At 64.0% G+C, this 24,555-nt stretch carries 28 protein-coding genes; 5 read left to right on the forward strand and 23 right to left on the reverse strand.

Annotated features, from left to right (window positions below):
- Positions 1–168: 168 nt before the first annotated feature.
- On the reverse strand, positions 169–732 hold the full coding sequence (locus tag ENJ37_01225; GenBank protein ID HHL39105.1) for a HEAT repeat domain-containing protein: 564 nt from the start codon (positions 730–732) through the stop codon (positions 169–171).
- Between the two features lie 26 nt (positions 733–758).
- Positions 759–2,057 carry a methylenetetrahydrofolate--tRNA-(uracil(54)-C(5))-methyltransferase (FADH(2)-oxidizing) TrmFO gene (locus tag ENJ37_01230; GenBank protein HHL39106.1) on the reverse strand — a complete coding sequence of 433 codons (1,299 nt, stop codon included), beginning with the start codon at positions 2,055–2,057 and terminating at the stop codon, positions 759–761.
- 397 nt (positions 2,058–2,454) lie between these two features.
- On the opposite strand from ENJ37_01230, the gene ENJ37_01235 reads away from it, so the two are divergent.
- Positions 2,455–2,733, forward strand: coding sequence for an acylphosphatase (locus ENJ37_01235; GenBank protein HHL39107.1), 279 nt, complete (start codon positions 2,455–2,457; stop codon positions 2,731–2,733).
- Between the two features lie 8 nt (positions 2,734–2,741).
- Positions 2,742–3,362, forward strand: a complete 621-nt coding sequence (locus ENJ37_01240) for a hypothetical protein (protein HHL39108.1) — start codon at positions 2,742–2,744, stop codon at positions 3,360–3,362.
- A gap of 28 nt (positions 3,363–3,390) precedes the next feature.
- Here ENJ37_01240 and ENJ37_01245 read toward each other — a convergent pair whose 3' ends face one another.
- From ENJ37_01245 to hflX, 12 genes are all read right to left on the reverse strand, one after another.
- Positions 3,391–3,606: a hypothetical protein gene (locus ENJ37_01245; GenBank protein ID HHL39109.1), complete on the reverse strand. Its 216-nt coding sequence runs from the start codon at positions 3,604–3,606 to the stop codon at positions 3,391–3,393.
- Positions 3,607–3,696: 90 nt separating this feature from the next.
- A complete protein-coding gene (gene rsmI / locus ENJ37_01250) occupies positions 3,697–4,557 on the reverse strand; it encodes a 16S rRNA (cytidine(1402)-2'-O)-methyltransferase (protein HHL39110.1) in 861 nt (286 codons plus the stop codon).
- Positions 4,538–5,347 carry a hypothetical protein gene (locus ENJ37_01255; GenBank protein HHL39111.1) on the reverse strand — a complete coding sequence of 270 codons (810 nt, stop codon included), beginning with the start codon at positions 5,345–5,347 and terminating at the stop codon, positions 4,538–4,540. The genes rsmI and ENJ37_01255 overlap by 20 nt, the downstream gene beginning before the upstream one ends.
- Positions 5,319–6,266 carry an ATP-binding cassette domain-containing protein gene (locus ENJ37_01260; protein HHL39112.1) on the reverse strand — a complete coding sequence of 316 codons (948 nt, stop codon included), beginning with the start codon at positions 6,264–6,266 and terminating at the stop codon, positions 5,319–5,321. Before ENJ37_01260 ends, ENJ37_01255 begins: the two co-directional genes overlap by 29 nt.
- 218 nt (positions 6,267–6,484) lie before the next feature.
- The gene (locus ENJ37_01265; GenBank protein HHL39113.1) at positions 6,485–7,522 is read right to left on the reverse strand and encodes a PAS domain-containing sensor histidine kinase; all 1,038 of its coding nucleotides are present in this window, start codon (positions 7,520–7,522) and stop codon (positions 6,485–6,487) included.
- The gene (locus ENJ37_01270; GenBank protein ID HHL39114.1) at positions 7,519–8,199 is read right to left on the reverse strand and encodes a response regulator; all 681 of its coding nucleotides are present in this window, start codon (positions 8,197–8,199) and stop codon (positions 7,519–7,521) included. The genes ENJ37_01265 and ENJ37_01270 overlap by 4 nt, the downstream gene beginning before the upstream one ends.
- Before the next feature lie 281 nt (positions 8,200–8,480).
- Positions 8,481–9,647 carry a hypothetical protein gene (locus ENJ37_01275; protein ID HHL39115.1) on the reverse strand — a complete coding sequence of 389 codons (1,167 nt, stop codon included), beginning with the start codon at positions 9,645–9,647 and terminating at the stop codon, positions 8,481–8,483.
- A gap of 245 nt (positions 9,648–9,892) precedes the next feature.
- Entirely contained in the window at positions 9,893–10,696 is an 804-nt protein-coding gene (locus tag ENJ37_01280) for a carbonic anhydrase family protein (GenBank protein HHL39116.1), read from the reverse strand.
- Positions 10,697–11,078: 382 nt separating this feature from the next.
- Entirely contained in the window at positions 11,079–11,657 is a 579-nt protein-coding gene (gene pgsA, locus ENJ37_01285) for a CDP-diacylglycerol--glycerol-3-phosphate 3-phosphatidyltransferase (protein HHL39117.1), read from the reverse strand.
- 46 nt (positions 11,658–11,703) lie between these two features.
- Positions 11,704–12,267: a lytic transglycosylase domain-containing protein gene (locus ENJ37_01290; protein HHL39118.1), complete on the reverse strand. Its 564-nt coding sequence runs from the start codon at positions 12,265–12,267 to the stop codon at positions 11,704–11,706.
- Between the two features lie 430 nt (positions 12,268–12,697).
- Positions 12,698–13,462, reverse strand: a complete 765-nt coding sequence (locus ENJ37_01295; GenBank protein HHL39119.1) for a 16S rRNA (uracil(1498)-N(3))-methyltransferase — start codon at positions 13,460–13,462, stop codon at positions 12,698–12,700.
- A complete protein-coding gene (gene hflX, locus ENJ37_01300) occupies positions 13,459–15,153 on the reverse strand; it encodes a GTPase HflX (GenBank protein HHL39120.1) in 1,695 nt (564 codons plus the stop codon). Before hflX ends, ENJ37_01295 begins: the two co-directional genes overlap by 4 nt.
- Before the next feature lie 420 nt (positions 15,154–15,573).
- Between hflX and ENJ37_01305 the strand changes: the two genes are divergently transcribed.
- The 3 genes from ENJ37_01305 to ENJ37_01315 are packed head-to-tail and all read left to right on the forward strand — an operon-like array spanning position 15,574 to position 17,540.
- Complete coding sequence (locus ENJ37_01305; GenBank protein HHL39121.1) at positions 15,574–16,368, forward strand: hypothetical protein; 795 nt, start codon at positions 15,574–15,576, stop codon at positions 16,366–16,368.
- Between the two features lie 17 nt (positions 16,369–16,385).
- A complete protein-coding gene (locus tag ENJ37_01310; protein ID HHL39122.1) occupies positions 16,386–16,802 on the forward strand; it encodes a hypothetical protein in 417 nt (138 codons plus the stop codon).
- A gap of 3 nt (positions 16,803–16,805) precedes the next feature.
- Positions 16,806–17,540: a hypothetical protein gene (locus ENJ37_01315; protein HHL39123.1), complete on the forward strand. Its 735-nt coding sequence runs from the start codon at positions 16,806–16,808 to the stop codon at positions 17,538–17,540.
- 331 nt (positions 17,541–17,871) lie between these two features.
- Here ENJ37_01315 and ENJ37_01320 read toward each other — a convergent pair whose 3' ends face one another.
- The 9 genes from ENJ37_01320 to ENJ37_01360 form a co-directional block, all read right to left on the reverse strand.
- Positions 17,872–18,174 (reverse strand): glutaredoxin family protein, encoded by a 303-nt coding sequence (locus ENJ37_01320; GenBank protein HHL39124.1) that lies wholly within the window; start codon positions 18,172–18,174, stop codon positions 17,872–17,874.
- Positions 18,175–18,228: 54 nt separating this feature from the next.
- Positions 18,229–18,963 carry a cytochrome c biogenesis protein CcdA gene (locus ENJ37_01325; protein ID HHL39125.1) on the reverse strand — a complete coding sequence of 245 codons (735 nt, stop codon included), beginning with the start codon at positions 18,961–18,963 and terminating at the stop codon, positions 18,229–18,231.
- A gap of 33 nt (positions 18,964–18,996) precedes the next feature.
- The gene (locus ENJ37_01330; protein ID HHL39126.1) at positions 18,997–19,566 is read right to left on the reverse strand and encodes a TlpA family protein disulfide reductase; all 570 of its coding nucleotides are present in this window, start codon (positions 19,564–19,566) and stop codon (positions 18,997–18,999) included.
- Position 19,567: 1 nt separating this feature from the next.
- On the reverse strand, positions 19,568–20,170 hold the full coding sequence (locus tag ENJ37_01335) for a TlpA family protein disulfide reductase (GenBank protein HHL39127.1): 603 nt from the start codon (positions 20,168–20,170) through the stop codon (positions 19,568–19,570).
- Positions 20,171–20,393: 223 nt separating this feature from the next.
- The gene (ccsB, locus tag ENJ37_01340) at positions 20,394–21,287 is read right to left on the reverse strand and encodes a c-type cytochrome biogenesis protein CcsB (protein HHL39128.1); all 894 of its coding nucleotides are present in this window, start codon (positions 21,285–21,287) and stop codon (positions 20,394–20,396) included.
- 4 nt (positions 21,288–21,291) lie between these two features.
- A complete protein-coding gene (locus ENJ37_01345) occupies positions 21,292–22,728 on the reverse strand; it encodes a cytochrome c biogenesis protein ResB (protein HHL39129.1) in 1,437 nt (478 codons plus the stop codon).
- Between the two features lie 6 nt (positions 22,729–22,734).
- The gene (locus tag ENJ37_01350) at positions 22,735–23,277 is read right to left on the reverse strand and encodes a tetratricopeptide repeat protein (GenBank protein HHL39130.1); all 543 of its coding nucleotides are present in this window, start codon (positions 23,275–23,277) and stop codon (positions 22,735–22,737) included.
- 7 nt (positions 23,278–23,284) lie between these two features.
- Positions 23,285–23,704 carry a hypothetical protein gene (locus tag ENJ37_01355; protein HHL39131.1) on the reverse strand — a complete coding sequence of 140 codons (420 nt, stop codon included), beginning with the start codon at positions 23,702–23,704 and terminating at the stop codon, positions 23,285–23,287.
- Between the two features lie 182 nt (positions 23,705–23,886).
- Positions 23,887–24,555, reverse strand: a 669-nt coding sequence (locus ENJ37_01360) for a hypothetical protein (protein HHL39132.1), incomplete at its 5' end; no start/stop codon positions are given.

Consider the following 24,555-nt stretch of genomic DNA (forward strand, 5'->3'; position numbering starts at 1 on the left):
ACCCCCTTCAAAGACTTTCAATGCGAGTTGGTTTCCCCCTGTTTTGCCAGGCAAAACAGGGGGAAACCAACTCGCATTAAAAGTTTTTGGAGGGAGTCTGAGGGAACCTTTTTACAAAAAGGTTCCCTCAGTGCAATAAATCAGAGCTTCCTTCAATCGGAGTCTCCTTCATATCTCCATGAGGCCGAGGGCTTTGAGGGCAAGGCTCTTCATGGCGGGCCTGCCTTTTCTGGTAAAGTATATCATCGCCTCCTCGGCGCGCTTGTCGCCGAGGCGTCCTATGGCCTCGAGGGCCCGCTCTATGACGCCCGGGTCTCTGTCCTTGAGCATCTTCATCAGATAGCCCAGGAGTTTGGGCTCGCGGAAGCGGGTTATGGCCTCGACGGCCACGCGCCTTACGACGGGGCTCTCGTCGCCGAGGGCCTCGACCAGTGTGGACAGCACGCGGGTGTCGCCGTGATTGCCGAGTTCGCGCACGGCGGCGGCCCTCACGTCCTCCTCGGGGTCCTTGACGGCCTTGACGAGCAGCCTGAGCACGTCGTTTCCGCGCAGCGGCGAGATGCCGTAGATGGTGCGCAGCTTGGTGACCTTGTCGCCCGTTGCGAGATTGCGCTCGAAGACGGGCATCCTTTCACGCATGTCGAGCCTTTCGAGCGCCTCGGCCGCCGTGGCCCTCACGTGCTCATCATCGTCGTCGAGGGCGTCGACGAGCACTTTCTTGCGTCTGTCCATACCGCTAAATCTACCAGATAGGTTTTTCAGTTGCAAGGGGAAAGCTCAAGCCAGCGCTCCATGGCCCGGAGCGCGCGGGCGGCGGTGTGGGCCCGCCTCTTCCTGCCGCCCCCGCCTCCCGGAAGGAGTCCGAAGTTGGCGTTCATGGGCTGGAAGCGCTTTACCGACCCGTCCGTTATGTAGGCTGCGAGCGAGCCCGTCATGGTCTCGCGCGGCGGAGGCCGGAAGGCGGCGCCGGCGGCGAAGGCCGCAGCGCTCATGCCGGCCACGATCCCCATGGCGGCGGACTCGCAGTAACCCTCCACACCGGTGATCTGACCGGCGAAGAAGAGGCCCGGCGCACCCCGCAGCTCGAGCGCCGGCGTCAGGAGCCTGGGCGAGTCGATGTAGCTGTTGCGGTGTATCTTTCCGAGCCTTGCAAAGCGCGCCCTCTCGAGCCCCGGGATCATGGTGAAGACCCGTTTCTGCTCGTCGTAGGCCAGGCGTGTCTGGAAGCCCACCATGTTGAAGAGCCTGCCCTCGCGGTCCTCCCTCCTGAGCTGTACGACGGCGTAGGGCCTCTCCCCCGTGCGGGGGTCCGTGAGTCCCACGGGCCGAAGGGGACCGAAGAGCGGCGTTCTGAGCCCCCGCTCCACCATGGCCTCTATGGGCATGCACCCCCGGTAATAGGGTATCTCCCTGTCGAAGTCGTGGAGCGGGGCCCTGCGGGCGTTGAGGAGTTCTACGGCGAAGCGCTCGTACTCGCCGCGCGTCATGGGACAGTTGATGTAGTCGGCCCCGCCGCGGCCGTAGCGCGAGGCGGCGAAGGCCACGTCCATGTCTATGGTCTCGCCGTAGACTATGGGGGCCACGGCGTCGTAGAAGTAGAGGCCCCCGCCCCCCGCCAGGCGGCGTATCTCGTCGGCCAGCGCGCCGGCCGTGAGCGGTCCCGTGGCGATGACGAGGGGCCTCGCGGCAGGCAGTGACGTCACCTCCCCGCGCCTTATCTCAACGCCCGCGGCCTCGAGTGCACCCGTAATATAGTGCGAGAAGGCCTCGCGGTCCACGGCGAGGGTCTTTCCGGCGGGCACCCGGCTGCCGAGCGCCGCCTCGACGACGAGCGAGCCCATGCGCCGCATCTCCTCCTTGAGGAGCCCGGCGCCGTTGTCGATGTCCTCGCTCTTGAGCGAGTTGCTGCACACCAGCTCCGCGAGCCCCCCGGTCCTGTGGGCAGGCGTGAGTTTCAGCGGCCTCATCTCGTAGATGACGGCCCGAAGCCCCCGGCGCACGGCCTGCCAGGCCGCCTCGCAGCCCGCAAGTCCGCCTCCTATGACGGTTATCTCCACGGCGCGTCACCTCCTCTGAAATCTTAAGGAACCTCCGATTCATTGCACTGAGGGAACCTTTTTGTAAAACTGAGGGAACCTTTTTGTAAAAAGGTTCCCTCAGACTCCCTCCAAAAACTTTTAATGCGAGTTGGTTTCCCCCTGTTTTGCCAGGCAAAACAGGGGGAAACCAACTCGTATTAAAAGTCTTTGAAGGGGGCCTGGGGGAAACTTTCTACAGAAAGTTTCCCCCGGAGTAATCGAAGGGTCTGGGGGAAACGTGGGCCTGTGGCCCTTCTACAGAAAGTTTCCCCCAGGACTCTCCCCATATCATAACACCGGCAATGAGCCGGCGGCAAAGAATTTGCGGCCGGCGCGGGCTTGAAAAGGGCGCGGTCTCTGTGATAGATTCCCTCCCATGGAACTCAAAAGGGCTCACATCAGGGTGACCGGTCTCGTGCAGGGCGTCTACTTCAGGGCCGAGACAAGGAGCCAGGCGCGGCGGCTCGGCCTTGGGGGCTGGGTGCGCAACCTCCCGGACGGCTCGGTCGAGGCCGTGGCCGAGGGGGAACGAGGGGCCGTGGAGGAACTCGTCCGCTGGTGCCGCAAGGGCCCTCCCGCGGCGAGGGTCGACGACGTGGAGGTCCGGTGGGAAGAGTACGAAGGCGGCTTCGACGGCTTCGACATAAGGTACTGACTCCGGCGGTGAGGAAAGACGGCCAGTGGCGGCCCCTGTTCGCGGCGCTCGCTGCGGCGGCCGTGGCGGCCGCAGGCTGCGCAGGCCACGGCGGAGGGCCAGCCGGGCCGCTCATGCTCCGTCCCGCCGAGACCGATGTCCCCGGCTACTCGACGCAGGCGCGCTCGGCGAGCTTCACCGCCGGCGGCCTGCGCGTAACGCTCCATCCCCTTGCGCCGGACGAGCCGTCGGGCTCGGCGCTCATCGACGGCCTCGCGGCCGCCGGCTTCGTCGTCATAGCCATGGAGATAAGCAACTCCACGAACGCCAAGGTCGTCTACAACCCCATATACACGGTCATGCGCGACGACGAGCTGGGTTACGAGAAACCACTCGACCTCACGGACTTCCACGCCATGGCAAGAGAGATGGACGAAGGAGGACGGCTTCTCTCGGAAATCGAGGGCCGCATCTACGACCTCGTCGAGGTGATCGGACCGGACCGCGCCGTAAGAAGACACCTCGTCTTCCGGCCTCCGGACCCCGAGGCCCGCCGCGCCGAGATCACGATGGATCAGGTCTACGTGGGAGCGACCGTAACTCGGTTGCGCTTCTCCTTCGAGCTGCTTGCCGCCGGGAGGCGTCCCTGAAGCAAGACCGTCAGACGACGCCCTCTCTTCAGGGCAGGAGCCGGCGCACCTCCTCCCTGGCCGAGTCTATCGACTCCCTCGCCTCCCTTGCCGACCTGTCGAGCTTCTCCCTGTACTCGCCGAGCTTGCGTCCCGCCTCCTCGGTCTTCTCTCCCAGCCGCTCGAGGTATGACGGTCCGTCGAAGACGAGAAAGGCTATGAAGAGCGCTATGCCTATGACGATCCCTATGATTATACGTTTCATGCAGGCTCCTTTCCCTCAGGCGGAGCGGTCCCTGTTGCGGCCCTCCGGCCGCGGTCCTTACCGGAGGCGCCGCGGCCGCCGCGCGGGCGCTCACCGTCGCTTGAGTCTCAGCGCCAGGGCGTAGGCCTCGCTGCGCGATATGTCAAAGCTCGCCGCCGCGGCCCTCGCCGCCTCCCTGAGCGCAAGGCCCGAGTCGAGCAGCCTTGCGAGCTCGGCCTCCACGTCGTCGGCCGACGCGGCGGCGGGCTCGGTCCTGACGGCGATGGTCACCTCGCCTCTGGTCCCGCCGCCGGCGAGCTTGCCGGCAAGCTCCGTCAGGCGGCCGCGGACCACCTCTTCGTGCAGCTTCGTCATCTCGCGGCCCACGACGGCCTCCACGTCGCCGAGCTCTGCGGCCATCTCGGCGAGCGTCTTGCCGAGCCTGCGCGGCGACTCGAAGATCACGTAGGTGGAGGGCCGCGCCTTCATCTCAAGCCACATCTCCCTGCGCCGTCCGGCCGCCGTGGGGACGAATCCGAGAAAGGTGAAGCGCTCGGTGCCGAGGCCGGCCACGCTTAAAAGGGCCGTCACCGCCGACGGGCCGGGCACGGCCTCGACCCTCACGCCCCGGGCCGCCGCAAGGCGCACGAGCCTGTAGCCGGGGTCCGAGACGCCGGGCGTTCCGGCGTCGGTGACGAGCGCGACACTTCGTCCCGCCGCGAGCTTCTCCAGTATGAGCGCCGCCTTGCCGCGCTCGTTGTGCTCGTGGTAGCTCGTAAGGGCCGTCGCTATGCCGTAGCGGGCCAGGAGCCTTCCGGTGCGGCGCGTATCCTCGGCGGCCACGAGGTCCGCTTCCCCGAGGACCCGCACGGCCCTGAAGGTGATGTCCTCGAGGTTCCCTATCGGTGTGCCCACCACATAGAGCGTGCCCGGCGCCGCGGCGCCCTTCTCCTTACCTCTTCTCGAAGGCATGGGCCGCAAGGGCGATCATCACGACCGCGAAGACGGAGACGAAGGCCGTGTCGGCCCACAGGGGAAGCTCCGGGCCGAGCACGCCGCCCGGCGGAAGCAGGACGTGCTTGAACGAGTCTATGCCGTAACTCAGCGGATTCATGTACACCAGGGGCCGCAGAAAGAGCGGCAGGGTGGTCACAGGGTAGAGCGCGCCGCTGAGGAAGAACATGGGCAGCACGATGAAGTTCATTATGACGTTGAAGCCCTCGAGGCTCGTGAGGTGCGAGGCCACGAAGAGCCCGAAGGCCGTGACGGCCAGGGACAGCAGCGTTATGAAGAGGACCATGGCCGCCGCCTCGCGCAGCCCCACCTCAAGGCCCAGCACCGGCGCTATGAGCAGAAGCGCCGTGCCCTGGAAGAGCGAGAGCGCCGTGCCGCTTACGAGCTTTCCAACCACTATGGTCACCCTCGATACGGGCGCCACGAGCATCTCGCGCAGGAAACCGAACTCCCGGTCCCAGACGACCGATATGGTCGAGAAGATGGAGCTGAAGAGTATGGTCATACCCACGACGCCGGGCATGATGAACTGCATGTAGTCGACGGAGGTCGAGCTCTCGACGATCTTCGTAAACCCCGCCCCGACTATGAAGAGCCAGATGAGCGGTCTTGCGAGGGTCGTCACCAGGCGGCCCCGCTGCCGGAAAAAACGCTTGAACTCGCGCAGCACTATGACGTATACGGCCCTGTAGGATATCACTTCTCGCGGCTTGCTCCCGTCACCGCCGGCCCGCGGGCTCGCCGGCATCGGAGTCGCGCATCTCGCGGCCCGTGTGGTGGAGGAAGACGTCGTCGAGCGTGGGACGCTTGAGGTTGACCGTCAGTATCTCGGTCGAAAGCGTTTCGAAGAGCCTGGGGATGAAGCGCTCGCCACCCTTTACTATGAGGACGAGCCCCGATCCCACGGAGGTCACCACGAGACCGAAGCGCTCCCTGATCTCCCTGGCCGCCCTGGCGTTGTCGCTTGTGCGAAGGAATATGCGATCACCCTTTATCGAGGCCTTCAGCCTTTCGGGCGTGTCGCAGGCGATTATGCGGCCGCCGTCGATTATGGCGATGCGGTCGCAGACCTCGGCCTCGTCCATGTAGTGGGTCGTCATGAAGACCGTGTTGCCCTCGTCCTTCTTCATGGCCCTTATGAACTCCCACACGCTGCTCCGGGTCTGGGGATCGAGCCCCAGGGTCGGTTCGTCGAGGAAGAGGACCCGGGGACGGTGCAAAAGCCCCCGCGCTATCTCGAGCCGGCGCTTCATGCCGCCCGAGAAGGTCTTGACGAAGTCGTCGCGCCTGCCCGAAAGCCCCACCACCTCCAGTATCTCGTCTATCCTCTCCTCCGCCGTCGCGCGCTCCATGCCGTACATGTAGCAGTGGAACATGAGGTTCTCCCGGGCCGTCAGCTCGTTGTCGAGCGTCACCTCCTGGAAGACGAGGCCGATGGAGGAGCGCACGAGCCGCGACTGCCTCATGCAATCGTAGCCGTTGACGAGGGCCGTCCCCGAGTCCGCGGAGAGCAGCGTGCAGAGTATGCTTATGGTCGTCGTCTTGCCGGCGCCGTTTGGTCCGAGAAAACCGAAGGTCTCGCCCTCGCAGACCTCGAAGCTCACGCCCCGCACGGCCTCGACACCGTTATAGCTCTTCCTGAGCTCCCTTGCCTCTATGACCGCCATGCCCTCTCCACGACGCCGGCCTCCCGGTGTGGACTTCCTTCGCAGGGGCCCCTCTCCCCCCTTGCCGCGCTCCCGGCCGGAGAGGTCCGCCCGCGCAAGGCGGGGGTATACGCCTTGGGCGAACGGACCTCTCCGGCCGGGAGCGGCGAAGGCACCGACGCTTGACGGCTCCGACCCCCGTCGCGGCCCCTCGGTCCCCTCCGGGCAGAGCCCTCCGATCAACAGCAATCCCCGCTTCCGCGCTTGAGGGTGAAGGCGAAGGTCGAGCCCTCGCCCGGCGCGCTCTCCACCGATACGGTGCCGTCGTGGGCCTGGATGATGTGTTTTACGATGGCCAGGCCCAGCCCCGTCCCGCCCATGGCGCGGCTCCTCGCCTTGTCGACCCTGTAGAACCTCTCGAAGATCCTCGGAATGTCGCCGGCCGGAATGCCGATGCCCGTGTCCCGCACCTCGACCCTTACGCAAGCGCCGTCGTCGCGGGCCGAGACCTCGACGCTCCCGCCGTTGGGCGTGTACTTTATGGCGTTGTCGAGGAGGTTGACGAGCACCTGCTCTATCCTGTCGCGGTCGCAGCAGACGGTCGGAAGCCCCGGCGGGACGCTTACGGCGAGCCCTATCCCCTTGTCGGCCGCCTGTTTTGCAAAGCCGGCGGCGCTGGCCGTTATGACCTCGCCCATGTCGACGGGGCGCGAGTCCATGACGAGCGGCTGGGACTCGAGCCGCGAGAGGGTGAGGAGGTCCTCGATGAGCCGGGTCATGCGCGTTGCATGCCTGTCTATTATGCGCAGGAACTCGGAAAGGGTGCGCCTGTCCTCGACGGCGCCGTCAAGGAGCGTTTCGGAGTAGCCCTTGATGCTGGCAAGGGGCGTTCTGAGCTCGTGCGAGACGTTTGCCACGAAGTCTTTTTTTATGGCCTCGACCCGTTTCTCCTCGGTCACGTCCTGCAAAAAGAGCACAAGCCGCGCGCCGTCGTCGCCTCTCAGCGGAACGAACCTGACCTTGTAGAACCTGCCGCCCTCGCAGAAGTCGATCTTGCCCTCGGGGATGGCGCCGCTGTCGATGAAGCGGTCCACGGCCCCGGAGACGGCGCCGTCGCCGATTATGGCGTCGAGGAGCTTCCCGCGGGGCTCTCCCGCGACGCGGAAGGATTCGATGAAGAAGGGGTTGGCGTGGACCACGCGGCGCGAGCTGTCGATTACGACCACGCCGGTGTGCATCTCCCTCACTATGGCGTCGAGAAGCGCCGCGTCGGTCATTGCGGCTCCTCGCTGAAGACGTATCCCTCGCCCCTGAGGGTCTCGATGCGGCTTCCGGCCTCCTTGAGCTTGGCGCGAAGCCTCCTTATGTGGGTATCGACGGTGCGGGGCGTGACGAAACGGTCCTCGCCCCAGACCCGGTCGAGCAGCCTCTCGCGGCTGAAGACGATGCCCGGCGAGCCCATGAGTGTGACGAGCAGCTTGAACTCCATGGCCGTGAGCCTCACCGTCTCGTCGCCGATCTTCACCTTGCGCCTTCCCCTGTCTACGGTGATCCCGCCCGAAGAGAGGGGCCGCTGCTGCCGGGCGGCTCCCTCTCCGGTGCGCTTGAGCACGGCCTTCACCCTCAGTATGAGCTCGCGGGGACTGAAGGGCTTGGTGATGTAATCGTCGGCGCCGAGCTCGAGGCCCACGATCCTGTCCACCTCCTCGCCCTTGGCGGTGAGCATGACGACCGGTATGGCCCGCGTCCTCTCCTCGGACCTGAGAGTTCTGAGGACCTCGGTGCCTTCCATGTTGGGGAGCATGATGTCGAGCACGATAAGGTCCGGCATCCTGCGCCGCGCCGTCTCTATGGCCTCGGGGCCGTCCGAGGCGAGCAGGACCTCGAAGCCCGCCCTGCGCAGGTTGTAGTCGAGGAGGTTGAGGATGTCCTCCTCGTCGTCGACGGCCAGTATTTCAGCCCTCCTCTTCACCGGACAGAAGCCTCTCCACCCTCTCCTCTACGTCGTCGCGCACGGCCCATGGAAGCTCTGATTTATTGCACTGGGGGAAACTTTCTGTAGAAGGGCCATAGGCCCCCGTTTCCCCCAGGGTAATTAATCAGAGCTTTCTATATTTTTAACACAGGGGGGCTTTTATTGGCAACGGGGAAATGGCGCCGCCCCGGTGCAGACAAAAAAAAGGGGGCTTCCGCAAAGGAAGCCCCCGGCCATACAGAGTTCCCCCCGATAAGGGCTCAGTAGTAGATCTGCCCCATTATCTGGACCTCGCTCTTCTTGTCGTCGTTGGCGAGCCAGCCCGAGGCGTTACGCTCGAACTCGGTCTGAACCCAGTTCACGCCCACCTTGGCCGAGTGGCCCTTGGGGTACCAGTTAAGGCCGACGGTGAGTATCTTCTCGGTCATGTCCGAGGAGTTGGAGTCCTGGTCGTACTGCTCGTAGCGGACCACGGGCTCGATGTCGGGACCGGTTATGAAGTAGCCGACCTGGCCGTACCAGCCCTTGGGCTTCGTCTCGGCGATGGCGGCGGCACTGGAGTCGATGGTCCACTCGATGTACTCGATCTGGCCGGTGAGCCCGCCGAGGTGACCGGAGAGGTCGACGTTGAAGAGGGTGCGGTCCTCCTCGCTGTTGCTGCCCTGGTACTCGATGCCGTTCTGTACGCCGTAGCTTGCGCCGAGGGTGAGGTGACGGCCCTTGCCCAGGTGCGAGTCCTTCTTCTTCTTCTCCACCCAGCCGGGCAGCGAGAGCTCGACCCTGGCGACGTAGACGGGGCTGGCCTTCTGAACCTTGTTGCCGCCCATTACGGTGTCGCCGTTTACGAAGCCGTCGGCAACGGCGAGGGCGTAGCGGACGACGCCGTCGGCGAAACCGCCGTGGGCCATGGCCATGAACTGATAGTAGTCCTTGAAGACGCCCTTGGCGGCCTCGGTGGAACGGGGCCTCGTGAGGATGAGCTGCTTGGACGAGGAAGTGAGCGACACCCTCGAGTAGGGGAGCTTCTTCCTGCCGAAGTGGAGGTTGAAGGCGTCGGCGAACTTGTAGTTCACGTAGGCCTGGTAGAGCTTTATCTTGTCGGTCATGCCGGTCTCACCCCAGTGGTCGCCCCTGAGTATGAGGGCGTAGGTGAGCTTCTTGGTCATGTGGCCGTAGAACTCGAGACGTATGCGCCTGAAGTAGAAGTCGCTCTCGCTCTCGTAAGCGGTGCCGGCCTCGTTGATCTCGAGGTCCCCTATGTCGAGACGGGGCTGGAGCCTTATCCGCACCTTGAGGTCCTTTTCGCCGCCGAGGTCGAACTTCGCCCCCTTGGTCTCGTCGCCGAGCAGGAACGCCTCGGACGAGGTGCTCAGGGCCGTGACAGCAAAGACCGAAAAGATCACCGCCACCAGAAATCTCCTCATCATTTCCCTCCTTTGAACAGATTACGGTTAGACTTCATCCACGATGCACGCCGCACCCCTCCGCACGGCCTATCGGTGAAGGGTGAAAAATATATAACAACAACTCCCTCTTGGCAAGAAAAAAAATGACCTCCATTGAAAAAACCGAAGAGACGCCTCCCCGTTGCCTTCCGGCGCCGCCGCAGAGGGACGGCGCCGGAAGGACGCGGACCATGGGGGTCTGGAGAGAGCCGCAGCCCCGCGGGGCTTCAGTTCTCCTTTATCTCGCGCTCGTTTATGGGCTGGACGGGTCTTACGCTCTTGGGGAAGAGCGAGGTGAACGTTGAGACCTGGTCCCGGCTCACCTCGACGGGCTCCTTGAGGACGTACCAGCTCACGCCCTCGGAACAGGGCGGCGTGGTGAGAGAGCCCATGTAGTGGTAGTAGGACCTGTCGAAGGGAAGGATGCCGCGCACGTCGATGGTGACGTCGGTGAGGGTCTTCTCCTTGCCGACCGTGTCGGGCAGGTTCTTCCATATGGTGTCTACGACGGCGTTCTTGGCGCCGATCTTGAAGAGCACGCTCACGACGGCCAGTTCCTTGTCGGTGTTCATGTGCACGAGGTGGGCCACCATGTCGTAGGCCTTGCCGTCGATCTTGTGTTCGCTGGGGCTGTGGAAGTGGAACTGCACGAGCTCGTAGGTCTTGCCCCCCACCGTTATGGTCGAACCGCGGTCGTAGTTGAGTTTTATGGTGTGGCCGTTGTTTATGACCGAAAGCTTGCTCGTCGAGTAGTTGAACCTGATCTCCGGCAGGTTGGCCTTCTTGGCGCCCCTGATGTCGATGGGCGACTGGCTCGTGCCTTCCTTGCAGGCCCTGAACTTATCGGAGAGGTCGCCCCAGTGCTCGGGGCCGCCCTCTCCCTCGTAGCCCCAGTGGGCGCCGTGGCCGTGCCCCTTGTGACCGTGACCCTTGTGGCCGTGGTCGGCCCCGGCATGGGCGCCGGAAGCCACCGAGAGCGCAAGGCCCGCCACGGCCGCCGCCACCAGTGTCCGCCTCCAAGACTTCTTCATCTGACCTCCTTTTACCTCCTTGGATTAGTGGGGAATGAAGCAGAGGTCATTTTATATATCAAGAACGTTCTCCAGGCAAGAAAAAAAAGAAGAAAGCTCTGATTAATTACCCTGGGGGAAACTTTCTGCAGAAAGTTTCCCCCATCCCCCCTTCAAAGACTTTTAATTCCCTGCGGATCACCCCGATTTTGCAAGTAAAATCGGGGTGATCCGCAGGGCGTTCAAAGTTTTTGGAGGGAGTCTGAGGGAACCTTTTTCCAAAAAGGTTCCCTCAGGGTAATCAATCAGAGTTTCCAGAACTTTTTTCACACCCCGGACGGTGCGCAAGGGACGGCCCCGCCGGGAGGACGGGACAGGCCGCGCGGTGAAAAGACGCAGCCCTTCAGCGCCGGGTGCCGCCGAGCTCGGTGGCCCTGAAGAACTTCAGGAAGTAGTCGACGCCCGACCAGATGGTGAGGGCGAAGGCGGCGGTGAAGAGCACCATGCCGAGGATGTGGAAGTCGACGCCCCGATAGGGATAGTGGATGATGAGCGGCGTTACGGCCACTATCTGGGCCACGGTCTTGGACTTGCCGAAGCGGCTCGCCTGGATGACGATGCCGTCCTTGGCGGCAACGGCCCGAAGCCCTGTGACGGCGATCTCCCGCCCGATGATGAGCGCCACCATCCAGGCCGGCACCCTGCCGAGCGGGATGAGCATAACGAGGGCGGTCACGATGAGGAGCTTGTCGGCCAGGGGGTCGAGGAACTTGCCCAGCGGCGTTATGATGTTCATGCGGCGCGCAAGGTAGCCGTCGAGCCAGTCGGTAAGGCAGAGGGCCGCGAAGACGAAGGCGGCCAGAAGACTCATGCCCCTTTCGGGAAAGATCATCAGCACGATGAGAAGCGGTGTGGCCGCGATCCTGGCGACGGAGAGACTGTTGGGCAGGTTCCAGAGATCGGTCTTCATATGCGTCTGCATGGGATACGGGGTCTTTCGCCGTCGAGGACCTGAGGGAATGGGGCCTTCAAAGCCCGCGCCTGTAATGGTCGCGCCAGCGCAGAACGCGCCTCACATACTCCCTCGTCTCGCGGAAGGGCGGCAGGCCGCCGTAGCGGCGGACGGCGTTCTCACCGGCGTTGTAGGCCGCCAGCGCCAGGACGGTGTCGCCGTCGAATACGCGCAGAAGCCGGCTCAGGTGCCTCACGCCGCCGTATATGTTCTGCGCCGGATCGCGCAGGTCGCGTACACCCACGACGCGGGCCGTCTCGGGCATGAGCTGCATGAGCCCCACGGCGCCGGCGGGACTGACGGCCTCGGGATCGAAGTCAGACTCGGCCTTGATGACGGCCTTAACCAGCGCCGGGTCGACGCCGTAGCGGCCGGCGGCCCTGACTATGATCTCGTTGAAGGAGCTGAGCGCAGGGGCCGGGCCGCCGCGCTCGGGCGCGACCCACTCGAAGCGGCCCGACGTGGGCACGTTCGTAAAGTGGATCACACCGTCGTCGTCGGTGTAGACATAGATGTCGGCAAAAAGTCTCGCCGGAAGGAGCACAACGGCCAGCGCCGCGAAAAGAAAGCCCTTGTTCACCCCGCCCGCCCCGGGCGGCCATGGCCGGCGAGCGCCGCTGCGGCGGCGGGTCGACGAAAGAAACGGAGTCTTCACCTTCACACCCCCGGTCTTCACCTTCGCACCCCCTTTGAGCCCGCCCACCCGGCCGCACCGGCCGGACAGTCTCCAGTCTATACCCAAGACCGGCCGAGGGCAAGCCTTTTTCTCCACTACCGACCTTTTCTCTTCGGAAGACTCCCCGCGCCGCTTTAGGGATGGTGCGCAAAGTGTCCGAGCTCGCCGTTACACGGAGCGGCCTCCGCGACGACCTCGCCGCGGGTCTTTCCGCACCCCTCGAACGGTCCCGTGGCGGCCGGTCCGCAAAGGCGTAAAAGACCGCCGCCTGGCGCGGACCGGCCGCCACGGGACCGCCTTCCCGCCCAAGGGAGGAGGGCCCCCTCCGGGCGGCTCAGAGGTCGTCGAAGCGGCAGGCGAGGACGGAGAGGGCGGCGATGGCGGCCGTCTCGGTGCGAAGGACGTTGCGGCCAAGCGAGACCTCCAGGAAGCCGGCGGCCCGCGCCGCGTCGATCTCGCCTGGGTCGAGCCCTCCCTCGGGGCCGACGAGCACGGCCACCGTCGCGTCGGCGGCGGCGAGCCTCCCGGCGGCGCCGTCGACGACGCGGTTTATCGGCTCAGGGCCGCAGCCCTGGGTCAGCAGGAGCTTGAGCGAAGACGGCGCCGCCAGCGCGAGCGCCCCCTCGAAGTCGGTGCACCTTTCGAGAGACGGAAGGTCCGGACGCCGCGACTGTCTCGCCGCCCGCAGGACCAGGTCCCACCAGCGGTGCGACTTGCGCTGCCGCCCGTCGCGCTCGGCAAGGGTTATGGAGCGGACCGACTCGAAGGGGACGATGCGGGCGACGCCGAGCTCCACGGCCTTTTCCATGACAAGCTCCATGCGCTCGCGCATGGGGAGGGCCTGGAGCAGCGTTACGGCCGGAGAGGGTCTCAGGGAAAAACCCGTCTCCTCGAAGACCGTGAGGGACGCGCCCCCATCGCCGAGAGACGTAAGCCGCGCACGGAGGAGCCTGCCCCCGCCGTCGACGACCGTGAAGGCCTCGCCCGCCCTCGGCCGCCACTCCAATAGGGCGCCCAGGTCCCCGCCCTCCACGGTGAAGGTGTTTCCCGGCGCAAGGGGGCCGCCCACCGTCACAAGCCCCTTCACGGCGGCGCTCATGCCGGGACGGCGCCGGCGTCCGCCCCCCTTTCGGCGGTCTCATCGGGCCAGAGCATGGCCTCCATGGTCCGAAGCAGCGGGCCGAAGGTGTCGGGCTCGCGGGCCGAGAGCGCCACGGCGCCGTACTTGCGGCACATGCGCCGCACGTAGGACGGATCGACGAGGTCTGTCTTGTTGAAGACGAGGAGTGTGGGGATACGGTCAAGCCCCATCTCTTCGAGCAGGCCGACCACCGTCTCCATGCGCCCTTCGAAACCGGGGCTTGAGATGTCGACCAGGTGGAGCAGCAGGTCGGCGTCCTCCATCTCCTCGAGCGTAGAGCGGAAGGCGCGCTTGAGGTCGGCCGGCAGGTCGCGGATGAAGCCCACCGTGTCGGTTATGACGGCGTCGCGCTCGCGGGGGAAGCGCAGCCTGCGGGTGGCCGTGTCGAGCGTGGCGAAGAGCCTGTCCTCGACGAGCGTCGAGCTTGCGGTCAGGGCGTTGAGAAGGGTGCTCTTGCCGGCGTTGGTGTAGCCCACGATGGATATGATGGGTATGCCGCTCTCGGCGCGGCGGCGGCGGCGCTGGCGGCGGCCGCGCCCCAGGGACTCGAGCTCCTTTTCGAGCCTCGTGATGCGCTCCTGGACGCGGCGGCGGTCGATCTCGAGCTTCGTCTCGCCTGGACCGCGTCCGCCTATGCCGCCCATGAGCCGGGATAGCGCCGTGCCCTTGCCCGTGAGAAGCGGGAGCCTGTAGCGCAACTGGGCGAGCTCCACCTGGACCTTGCCGTCGCGGGAGTGGGCCCGGCGGGCGAAGATGTCGAGTATGAGCTGGGTGCGGTCTATGACCTTGAGCTCCGTCACCTTCCCTATCTCGCGCACCTGCACGGGCGTGAGCTCCTGGTCGAAGACGAGCAGCGTCGCCTCCTTCTGTAGCGCCCTTATGACCACCTCCTTGAGCTTGCCCGAACCCATGAGGTACTTGGGATGGATGCGCCTGGGCCTCTGACAGAGGCGGTCTATGACGACCACGCCGCCGGTCGCGGCGAGTTCGGCGAGCTCGTCGAGGCGCTCGAGCTGCTCGTCGCGTGACGCCGTGGATACGCTCACCAGTATGGCGCGCTCGCGGCCGTCGTCTACGGCCAGGGCCGAGGCGCGGGCCATCTCCTCCTCGAGGGCCTCGATGAAGGAGTCCAGCGCAAGCGAGAAGGAGTGAAAGGGCACGGCCGGGGCCGTCTCCACCACGCCCGCCGTCCCTTCCCCCTCCGAGGGGCGCCCCTGCCGCCGACCGGGCGCAAGGAGATGGGCCGTATATATGTCGGCAGGCAGACCGTCCTCTCCCACGCCGATGGCCGCCATCATGTCCAGACGCAGCAGCGCCAGGTCGGTCAGGTCGTCGCGCGATAGCGGCTCGTTCTTCAGATGGGTGTGGACGCAGCGCACGCCCCGAAGCCGCCTGCGGCCCAGCGGGTAGTCCTCGAGCAGGGGGATGACTATCTCGCGCTCGTCGCCCACTATGACCGAGACGACGCGGCCGCCGCGGTCTATGATGACCCCTATCTGACGCCTCATGGCCCGCGAGAGCTCCGTCATGCAGCGGGCGAGCTCGGCCGTCACGAGGACGTTGGACGGCACCCTGCGCCTGTATATGCGCTCCAGCGCCCTGAGCCCGCTCGACTTGAGCCCCGTCGTGTTTCCATGAACCTGTGCTATGTCGAACCTCCTTTATTGAGGGACCTCTTTGTGAAAGGGCACAGCCCCCGGTTCCCCTTAATTACCCTGGGGGAAACTTTCTGAAGAAAGTTTCCCCCAGCCCCCCTTCAAAGACTTTCAATACGAGTCGTTTTCCCCCTGTTTTGCCTGGCAAAACAGGGGGAAAACGACTCGCGTTAAAAGTTTTTGGAGGGAGTCTGAGGGAACCGGGGGTCTGTGACCCTTTTACAAAAAGGTTCCCTCGGTGCAATAAATCAGAGCTTCCTTAAATTATACCACAAAGGGAGGGAGGCGGGAAAGCCGCCGGAAGGGGGGCGTTCTCAAAGACCTTGACAACGACCTCCTTTGAGACTATAGTGATCGTATCATACTCGGCGTCAGGCACCACCCACCTCATACGAAGAAGGGGGCGTTGCGCATATGAAGGGTGCAGCAGACCGGGCCGACGAGATCACGAACTCCTTGCAGAGCATCGTCGGCGAACGTTTCGTCCACAGCCTATCGAACATCATCTACAACCGCGTCTCCACCCTCTGGCACATGGACGCGGGCAACGAGCAACACCTCTCGCACATAGCCTCCAAGGTCGTGTGCGGCCTCTTCTGTCTCGAATACCTCTCGCACATCGACGACCACCTCAAGAAAAAACACAACATAACCAACCTCACGGACCGCAACCTCACCGACTCGGACAACATAGAAGAGACGCGCCAGCGGCTCTCGGAAGAGAAGGAGATAAGGGCGCTGGTGGCCGACGTGCTGCCGCTGCTGCGCAGGTTCGTGGACGCCGTGGACGCCGAGACCCTGGAAAGGGTCACGCAGGCGGCCCATACGGGAGACTACCTGCTCGCCTCTCTCGACGAGATGAGGAAGAACGGGGACCCCGACTACCCGCTGTGGCTCGCCTCGGTGCCCTATTACTACGAGAAGGACCTGACGAGCCTCGCCATAATGAAGACCCGCGACTACCTCGAGAACATCGAGGAGTTGATGCACAGGCCGTCCAACAGCCAGATACCTTTCGAGCTCATACCGCTGAGCGCCAAGAAGCCGGACCGCCGCATAAACTTAAGCCCCGTCTCCGAGAGCGAAAGCGGCTACTTCCCCACGGCCGGCCCCGCCGGGTCGAAACCGGCAGCGTCGAAACCTGCCGGGACCACCTCCAAGAGGAAGTCCAGGGGGTCGAAGGCGCCGAGGTCCGGCAGGCGGGATTGAATACCCGCCCCCCCGCCATGAAAGACAAGATTAAGTGTCTTGATCTTTATATAAAGAAGGTCTCAGCCGCCAGAAAGACCCGGTACGCCGAAAGACCAACGGTAAAGAACCTCTCCCTCAAGAGGGAGGTCAGCCACTCGACGAGGCTGCCAAGGCGCCGGGACAACTGCTTCAACCTTACGGTGACGGACCGGGTGACTTTCGGGGCCGGGGGCGGCCCTTTCAGGATAGAGGTGACGGTCGAGGGGGCGATCTACCTCAACGAGACCATGACGCCCTCCGAAATATCCACGCTCCTGGAGGACAAGAAGAACATGGACTATCTTGTCAACCAGAGCCTGCCCTACACCTGCGCCGTCATCGCCGATCTCACCGACAGAATGGGCTTCAGCCCCATAATCCTCGCCCCCAGGTCGCCGTCAGCCGAGGGTTGAAGATTGAATGTAGAGTTCCCTGTCGACGAAAAGAGCCTACGCTACATAGAAAGCCTCGAAGGCGACCCGGACATAAGCGCCATCCTCCAGATCCTCCTCGACAAGAAGAACGCCGACTTCCACAACTACGCCTCCATCATCTGCTTCTGCTACAAGGAGGAGGACCTGGCCAACCTGATGGACGTAAAGCACCTCCCCCGGAAGGTCAAGGCCTGGATAAAGCGCAAGAGCTTCGACAACGACCCCACGTACCTCAAGTTCTTCAGGCACCTCTACGCCCTGTACTCGAGCTTCCAGCAGACCTACGAGGGATGGGACAAGCTCGGCAAGTACCGCAGCCTCTTTCCCGAGTCATACGTCTACCACAAGCTTCTCGACAAGTACTCGGACATCAAGGACGCCGTCGTGAGCCGGGAGTGCTACATCGTCATAGACGGCTGGGACAGCCGCGTAGATCGAAGCCGCAAGGAGGGACAGAAGATGGACGCCGCCGCCTGGGACAGGGGCGCTCAGAGCGGCGAGGTCTACGAGGCGAAGGTGAAGGTCTACATAAAGGACAAGGAACACCAGCTCGAGTTCCTCGAAAAGATACACGAGGTGTCGGAAGGGAGGATATGCGCCGTGCTGGCCAGCTTCGCCCCCAAGCGGGTGGTGCTCAACCACCTGAGGAGCTTTTTCCCGGGCAGGGACTTGAGCCGCATCTGCATCTACGGCATAGACGAGCTCCAGAAGATGTAACCCTCCGCTCCGCAGAGGCGGCCCCGGAGCGGACTCCCGCCGCCCCGCGACAGGGGAGATGAACCGGCGCGGGCCCGGACGCCCGCCCCCTGCCACCTGCTCCCCACTCTGTTACCCCCTGCCCTCTGCCGCCCCCCTGTGCCCCCCTGGCCCCCTGTGGCCCCCCTCGATGCCCGCTCCCAAACGCGAAGGCCGCGAGGAGGCGGTAACGCCTCCTCGCGGCCCCGTCACAACGGCACCTCCCCCGCAGCCATGAGAGTACAAGGCCCCTCGCACCGGCGCTAAAGGACGCCGGCGGATTCGGCGGGAAGGCGACGGGCCACAGCGGCCCTCAACTGTAGTGCTGCTTCTTGTTCCACAGCCGCGTCATGCTCTCGCGGATTATCTCCTTGCGCACCCGCTTGCGGAACTCGTTCTCGTCGACCTTGAACTTGAAGGCCTTCTTCCCGTTGATGTAGATGGTCGGCACGTCCTCCTTGTACCTGCGGAAGAGGTCGTCGTTCTTGGTGATGTCCACGACCTTGTACCGGAACGGGATGTCCTCGTTGACCCTGCCGATGACCTCGTTGGCCTCCTTGCAGTTGCAGCAGTCCTTCCTTGCGTAGACCTCAACGATCAGTTTGCTCGTCCCCATAACCCTCCTTTATGGTTGCAGGTTTTTTAGGCGCCACCTACCCTCAAACCGAACTCAGCCGAGGTTTGGGAGAATCGTGTTGAAGTACCCTGACATTATAGCAAAGGAATTCGTGAAAATCAACACCCCGGTGACTATGAGGAAGAGACCGGTGACGATGGAGATGAGGCGCATGTGCCTCTTGAGCCTGTTGAAGTGGCGCAGGAAGGTGTTTATGCCCAGCGAAGTGAGGATAAAGGGGATGGCGAGGCCCGAGGAGTATGCGACGAAGAGGACCACTCCGGCCCAGGGATTGGCGCTCGTGGCGGCCACGGCGAAGATGGCCGAGAGTATGGGGCCTATGCAGGGAGTCCAGCCGGCGGCGAAGCCCATGCCCACGAGGAACGAGCCCAGAAGCCCCGAGGGCTTTTCCCTGAAGAAGTGGAGGCGCTTGTCGCGCTGGAGGAAGTTGAAGTTTATGATGCCTATGATATGGACGCCGAGGACGACGATGACCACGCCGCCCACCTTACGGATGGCGTCCTGGTACTCCATGAAGAGGTGTCCGAAGAGCTGGGCCGAGGCACCGAGGATGACGACGAAGACCGTCGAGAAGCCGAGGATGAACATGAGCGAGTTCTTGATGATGACGCCCTTGAGTCTGCCGGTGTCGTCGTCGCCCGTCAGTTCCTCGAAGGATATGCCGGTGACGAAGGATATGTAGGACGGCACCAGGGGCAGCACGCAGGGAGATACGAACGACAGTATGCCGCCCATGAAGGCCAGAGGTATGCTTACGTCCTGGGTCATGAGAAACGATCCTTCCGTGGCGAGGGCTATCCTCTACGGCGACTCTCCACTGTGCGGCCCCCGCGCCTTCAGGAGCTCGCCGAAGAGCTCGAAGGCCTCGGGGCCGTCCCAGCGCCTGGCGCCGGTCGCCTTGCCTATGACCATGCCGCGGCGGTCGATTATGAAAGTCGTTGGCAGGAGCATGGCCCTGTAGGCCTCGCTCACCTTGCCGCTCGGGTCGACGGGGACCCTGAAGGTATAGCCGTGCTTCTTGACGAAGCTTGCGGCCTTGTCCCTGGACTCGTAGTCGTTGACCGCCAGGACGACGAGCCCCCTGGATGCGAACTTCCTGTGGAGCGCCTCCATGGAGGGCATCTCCTCCTTGCAGGGCGGGCACCAAGTGGCCCAGAAGTTGAGGAAGACGACCTTGCCGCGCAGCTCGCTCAGCGTCACCGTGGCGCCGTCTACGTCGTCGAGCGTGAAGTCCGGGGCCTTGAAGGGCCCCATGCGCTCGACGCCGAGCTCGCGCCAGGGGTCGGCCCCGGCGGCGCCGGCGCCGGGACCTGAAATGAGTATGAGCGCCGCGACGAAGAAGGCGGCCGCGGCCCGCCTCGTCCGGGACATGTCAGTGCCCTCCTCCCCTCGCCCTGTACGACTCCGGCGTGCCGGGACCTTCGTTTATGAGCCGCTCTATGACGGCCGTGCTCAGGGGACTGGTCCAGTCCCTCGGCCCCCAGACCTTTTCGGCTATGACGCCGTTCTGATCGATTATGAATGTCTCGGGCACGCCGGTGGTCTTGTATATCTCCTTTACCCGGCTCTTCCTGTCGTGGAGCACCGGGAAGGTGAGCCCATACTTCCTGACGAAGGCCTCGACCACGTCGGGGCTCCCCGAATCGACGCTCACGGCCAGCATCTCAAGGCCCCTGTCCCTGTACTTCTCGTAGAGACGCTGCATGGAGGGCATCTCGTCCTCGCAGGGCTTGCACCAGGTGGCCCAGAAGTTGAGGAAGACGACCTTGCCGCGGTAGTCGGAAAGGCTCGCCTCGCCGGGTTTGCCCACGAGGGGCAGGGTGAAGTCCAGGGCCCGCGCTCCGGCCACGACGGGCTCGAACTTCTGCTTCTGAAGCACCACGTAGGCGATGACGGCCACGACCGCCACGGCTACGACCGCCACGGCCGGCCAGCCGGAGCCTCCCTGCACCTGTTTTTCCTCTTCTTCGATCATCTCGCTGAGACAACTCCCTTTCCCGCCTCTGCATTCCCGGCCGGCGCGGCGCCGCCCGGGCGCGAGGTCACGGTGTCAACCGGGCTCCCCGTACGGCTCCCCGCACCGCCTCCGGTGTCACGGCGGCGCATCGCCCCTTCGTCCCCGCCGCTGCCCGAACCGGCGCCGGAGCTCTCCTCAACCCCTCGACCGCCCCGCAGACCGCCCCGCAGACCGCCCCGCCTCAGGCGTAGGCGTGGAGGCCGGGGAGGACGAAGCTCACCCCCCAGTAGAGGAAGACGACGGCGGCGAAGCCCGCTATGGAGAGCCAGGCGGCCTTCCTGCCGCGCCACCCCCTCGTGACCCTGGCGTGGAGGTAGGCGGCGTAGATGAACCACGTTATGAGCGACCACGTCTCCTTGGGGTCCCAGCTCCAGTAGGTGCCCCAGGCGTAATCGGCCCAGATCGCCCCGGAGACGATGCCCACGGCGAGGAACGGAAAGCCCCAGGCTATGGTCCTGTAGGCGAGCTCGTCGAGCATGTTCGTGTCGGGGAAGATGTCGAGCAGGAAATTCCTGCCCCTCTTCTCGAAACGGCTCTTGACGAGGTACATGACGCTGAGGCCGAAGCTTATGGCGAAGGCGGCGTAGCCGATGAAGGTCGTGAAGACGTGGAAGTCGAGCCAGCCTATGGCGAACTGCTGGAGGTCCAGCGGCGCAAGGAGATTGACCATCCACTTCCACTTGTTCTGGAGCGCCGGGTTGAGAGGCTCCACGCTCTTGAACCTGTAGGGCAGCAGCGAGGCGGAAAGCATGGCCACCACCGCAAGGGTCATGACCACCGAGCCCATGACCTTCATCCTGTACTTGCGCTCCATGACGAGGTAGCCTATGGTCATGGCCCAGACAAAGAGCACCATGGACTCGAAGAGGTTCGAGAACGGCGCGTGCCCCGACTCCGAGGCCCTGAAGATGAGGACCATGGTGATGGAAAAGAGCGAGACATAGGTCATGGACGTGGCCGCCTGTCCTATCCAGCGCTTCCTGAAGACCACGTAGGCTATGTAGAAGACAGCCGTCAGCGCGTAGAACGCGAACGACATGGTAAAGAACATGAGCGACATTATCACCAGCGGCATTGTGCTATACCTCCGACGAAGACCCCCGGCCGCCCGCCTCGAGCGCCCCGGCTATCTCGTTGAGCTCCCTTTCCATGACGAACCTGTTCTTGTTCACAAGCCCGCCGAGCCTTATCTCCGCCCCCGACGGCGCGGGTCTCACCTCGACCCACAGGCGCCTGTGGTAGACGAAGAAGGCCAGGTAGAAGCCCAGTCCCATTATGGCCGTTCCGACCCACACGATGTTCGCGCCGGGGTCCTTGTTTATGGAGATGCCGGAATAGGGCACCTGCCTGAAACCGGCGAAGACGAGGTCGTCTTCCGTCTCCGGTATGGTGGAGAAGAGTCCGGGATAGTTGAAGAAGAGCCACGGCGAGGCAACGAGCCTGCCGCCGCGGTATATCTCGACGCGGGCGGCCGGGTTGCGGGCCTCGGGGCTCTTGGAGTAGACGACCTTGAGCTTTTCATCGAAGGCGAAGTCGGCAACGTACTCGACGAGCCGGACCTCGTAGTCCGTGCCCGGCACGGCCGTCTTCTCGAACCACTTGACCTTGAAGGGCGGCTCGAACTCCTCCTTGTCCTTCTTCTTGAGCATGAGCTCGGCCTCGCTTATCCTGTTCCATGCCATGCCGTAGCTCGACTGGTAGAAGCTTATGCCCTTGTAGGTGAGGGGCTCGTTGACCCATATCTGCTTCTGGAGGACTTCCCTGCCGTCCTCCATGACGGTGAGCAGGCTGTTGTACTGCCTTATCTGGCCCGTGTCGTAGTAGTCGATCCAGAACTTGTCGAGCCGCAGCGAGAAGTCGGCGTTCGGTATGCGCACCACCCCGCCCACGAGTATGGACTTGAAGTCCTTGTATCCGTAGAAGCTTCCGACTATGGCGCCCACGAGGATGACGATGAGGCTTACGTGGGTGAGGTCCGAGCCGAAGCGTCCGATGACCCCCTTCCAGGCGTAGATGCCGCGGCCCTCGCCGGTCTCGATGACCTTGAAGCGGTAGCGCCTGGCCTTGAGCGCCGCCACAGCGGCGTCGCAGGCCTCGTCCACGCCGCCGGCGAAGGCGACGGTCCGGCGGTTGGAGAGCCTGGAGAGGACCTTGGCGTCGAAACTCTTCTCGCCGAGCACGGCCTTCCACTTGGGCGGGAATCGCTCGAGGGTGCAGACCACGACGTTCATGGCGAGCAGCGCCAGCAACGCGATGAACCACGTGGAGTGGTACATGTCGTTGAGGTTGAGCGCCGTTATGACGGCGGCCCACCGCTCGCCGTACTCCATGACGTACTGCTCCGGCGGCTGCCCCTGCTGCACGACCGTGCCGATTATGGAGACGACCGCAAGCGTTATGAGTACGAAGAGCGTGAGCTTGAGGGAGTTGAAGAAGGCCCATATCTTCTGTCCGAGCGCCTGGAAGGCCCCCCTCGAGGCCGCTTCTCTGGCGGTCTCGTCGATCTTGTCACCCATATATGATCATTTCCCTTCGATCTCCTTGAGGAAGTCGGCGGCCGCCTTGCCGACCTGGCTGTCCGGGTCGAGGCTCAGGGCCTTCTCCCACGCCGACCTCGCCTCCTCGATGTTGCCCACGCCGTAGGCGAGCACGAACCCCTTGGTGAGCCAGATACGCTGGTAGCTCGGGTCTCTCTTGATCCCCTCCTCCACGTACTTGAGGGCCTCGGGAGAGTTGCCCAGATAGTGGTTGGCGAGCCCCAGGTCGTTGTACGAGTCCACGTCGTCGGGGTTTACCTCTATGGCCCTCTTGTAGTAGGCGGCGGCCTCGCCGAAGCGGCGCAGCCCGAAGTAGGCGTCGCCGAGCCTGGACAGCGCCTCGGCGTCGCGCGGGTTCTCGGCGAGCCTCGCCTTCAACCGCCTGATCTCGACGGGCTCGTCAGAGACGCCGGATGAGACATAGTCCGATTCCGCGCCGTCGCCGGAGGTGCGGGTGCCGACGTAGAAGCCCGCGAGGCCGACGACGACGAGCAGGAGCAGAAATATAAGAATCTCTTTGGATTTCATCTCGGGGCTATCTCTTGCGGGCGAATCGCCTGTCTATCTCGGCCCTGATCTCCACCACGTCCATGCCCTGCTTGTACATGTCGTAGGCCATGAGGGCCTCGTTCATGCAGACGTCGCAGTGCATGGCGTGCTGGTCGACGTAACAGGTGAGAAGACTCTTGTGGCCGAAGTTGGGCTTGCAGTCGCAGTAGCAGTAGATGCTGTCGAGGACATCGGGTATCTCTTTTGCTATCTGGTAAGCCCTTGCCGCTTTGCCGGTGAAGTAGGCGGGCGAGAGCGTCTCGCGCGTCTCGCCGCCGCGCAGGCTCGCGGCGTCGACCTTGGCCTCGTCCGTCTTGCTCTGGCAGGAGACGAGCAGGAGCGAGGCGAGGAGGATGGCGGCGTAAAAGACATGGCTGGTCCTGGTTCCCTTTCCGACCGTTGACACCTTGGACTCCTTTTTCCCTGAAGTTTCAAAAAAACATTATATCAAGGCTCGATTAACTTACTATTAAATCAGAATTAAATCGCCTTGAGCGTCGGCCCGGCGGCGCCCCGGCCTGCGCGTCCCTGTCGCGGCTATTGCAGCGGACCGGGAGTCTCCTTACAGACCTTCGCGCCGCCCCCGCCTCAGACGGCCCTGTCGAGGTTCGAGGAGTAGAATGCCTCGCGCGTCATCTTCTCCTCCTCGCCGAAGAGGATGCACTTGGTGGGACACCTCCTGGTGGGCGTGTCGTTCTGCGGGCACTTGTCGTAGTCTATGACCGCGAGGTTCTCCTTCATGGCGATGCCTCCGGGCACCTCGCAGTCCTTGACGCAGAGCGAGCAGCCTATGCAGGCGACCTTGCAGACCTTCTTGGCCTGCGCGCCCTTGTCGCGGTTCTTGCAGTAGACGAAGAGCTTTCTGTCGGCCGGGTGCATCTCTATGATATCGCGCGGGCAGGCCCTGGCGCAGGCCCCGCAGCCCACACACTTGTCGTAGAAGACCACGGGCAGGCCGTTGTCGTTCATGGCCATGGCGTCGAAGTTGCAAGCGTCGACGCACTCGCCGTAACCGAGACAGCCGTAGGTGCAGCTCTTCTCTCCGCCCGTGAGGTGGGCGGCCGTGCAGGACATCTCGCCGCGGTACGAGGCCCTGGTGGCGGCCTCCGCGTCGCCTCCGCGGCAGAGCACGACGGCGAGAAGCCTCGTCGCCTCCATGCTCTCCACACCCATGACCGAGGCCACGGCGTCGGCCCCCTCCTGCCCACCGGCGGGACAGGCGTTGACGGCCGCCTTGCCCGAGGCTATCTGCTCGGC

It is taken from the genome of Deltaproteobacteria bacterium, assembly GCA_011375175.1.
Lineage (GTDB): Bacteria > Desulfobacterota > GWC2-55-46 > GWC2-55-46 > DRME01 > DRME01.

Excerpts from the sequence above, each read along its gene's own strand:
- ENJ37_01350 (HHL39130.1), bottom strand. The coding sequence starts at position 23,277 with ATGAAATCCAAAGAGATTCTTATATTTCTGCTCCTGCTCGTCGTCGTC.
- ENJ37_01225 (HHL39105.1), bottom strand. The coding sequence starts at position 732 with ATGGACAGACGCAAGAAAGTGCTCGTCGACGCCCTCGACGACGATGAT.
- ENJ37_01295 (HHL39119.1), bottom strand. The coding sequence starts at position 13,462 with ATGAGCGCCGCCGTGAAGGGGCTTGTGACGGTGGGCGGCCCCCTTGCG.
- ccsB (HHL39128.1), bottom strand. The coding sequence starts at position 21,287 with ATGCCGCTGGTGATAATGTCGCTCATGTTCTTTACCATGTCGTTCGCG.
- ENJ37_01310 (HHL39122.1), top strand. The coding sequence starts at position 16,386 with ATGAAAGACAAGATTAAGTGTCTTGATCTTTATATAAAGAAGGTCTCA.
- ENJ37_01245 (HHL39109.1), bottom strand. The coding sequence starts at position 3,606 with ATGAAACGTATAATCATAGGGATCGTCATAGGCATAGCGCTCTTCATA.
- ENJ37_01280 (HHL39116.1), bottom strand. The coding sequence starts at position 10,696 with ATGAAGAAGTCTTGGAGGCGGACACTGGTGGCGGCGGCCGTGGCGGGC.
- ENJ37_01260 (HHL39112.1), bottom strand. The coding sequence starts at position 6,266 with ATGGCGGTCATAGAGGCAAGGGAGCTCAGGAAGAGCTATAACGGTGTC.
- ENJ37_01325 (HHL39125.1), bottom strand. The coding sequence starts at position 18,963 with ATGACCCAGGACGTAAGCATACCTCTGGCCTTCATGGGCGGCATACTG.
- ENJ37_01320 (HHL39124.1), bottom strand. The coding sequence starts at position 18,174 with ATGGGGACGAGCAAACTGATCGTTGAGGTCTACGCAAGGAAGGACTGC.
- ENJ37_01235 (HHL39107.1), top strand. The coding sequence starts at position 2,455 with ATGGAACTCAAAAGGGCTCACATCAGGGTGACCGGTCTCGTGCAGGGC.
- ENJ37_01255 (HHL39111.1), bottom strand. The coding sequence starts at position 5,347 with ATGCCGGCGAGCCCGCGGGCCGGCGGTGACGGGAGCAAGCCGCGAGAA.
- ENJ37_01330 (HHL39126.1), bottom strand. The coding sequence starts at position 19,566 with ATGTCCCGGACGAGGCGGGCCGCGGCCGCCTTCTTCGTCGCGGCGCTC.
- ENJ37_01345 (HHL39129.1), bottom strand. The coding sequence starts at position 22,728 with ATGGGTGACAAGATCGACGAGACCGCCAGAGAAGCGGCCTCGAGGGGG.
- ENJ37_01265 (HHL39113.1), bottom strand. The coding sequence starts at position 7,522 with ATGACCGACGCGGCGCTTCTCGACGCCATAGTGAGGGAGATGCACACC.
- ENJ37_01335 (HHL39127.1), bottom strand. The coding sequence starts at position 20,170 with ATGATCGAAGAAGAGGAAAAACAGGTGCAGGGAGGCTCCGGCTGGCCG.
- ENJ37_01305 (HHL39121.1), top strand. The coding sequence starts at position 15,574 with ATGAAGGGTGCAGCAGACCGGGCCGACGAGATCACGAACTCCTTGCAG.
- rsmI (HHL39110.1), bottom strand. The coding sequence starts at position 4,557 with ATGCCTTCGAGAAGAGGTAAGGAGAAGGGCGCCGCGGCGCCGGGCACG.
- pgsA (HHL39117.1), bottom strand. The coding sequence starts at position 11,657 with ATGCAGACGCATATGAAGACCGATCTCTGGAACCTGCCCAACAGTCTC.
- ENJ37_01275 (HHL39115.1), bottom strand. The coding sequence starts at position 9,647 with ATGATGAGGAGATTTCTGGTGGCGGTGATCTTTTCGGTCTTTGCTGTC.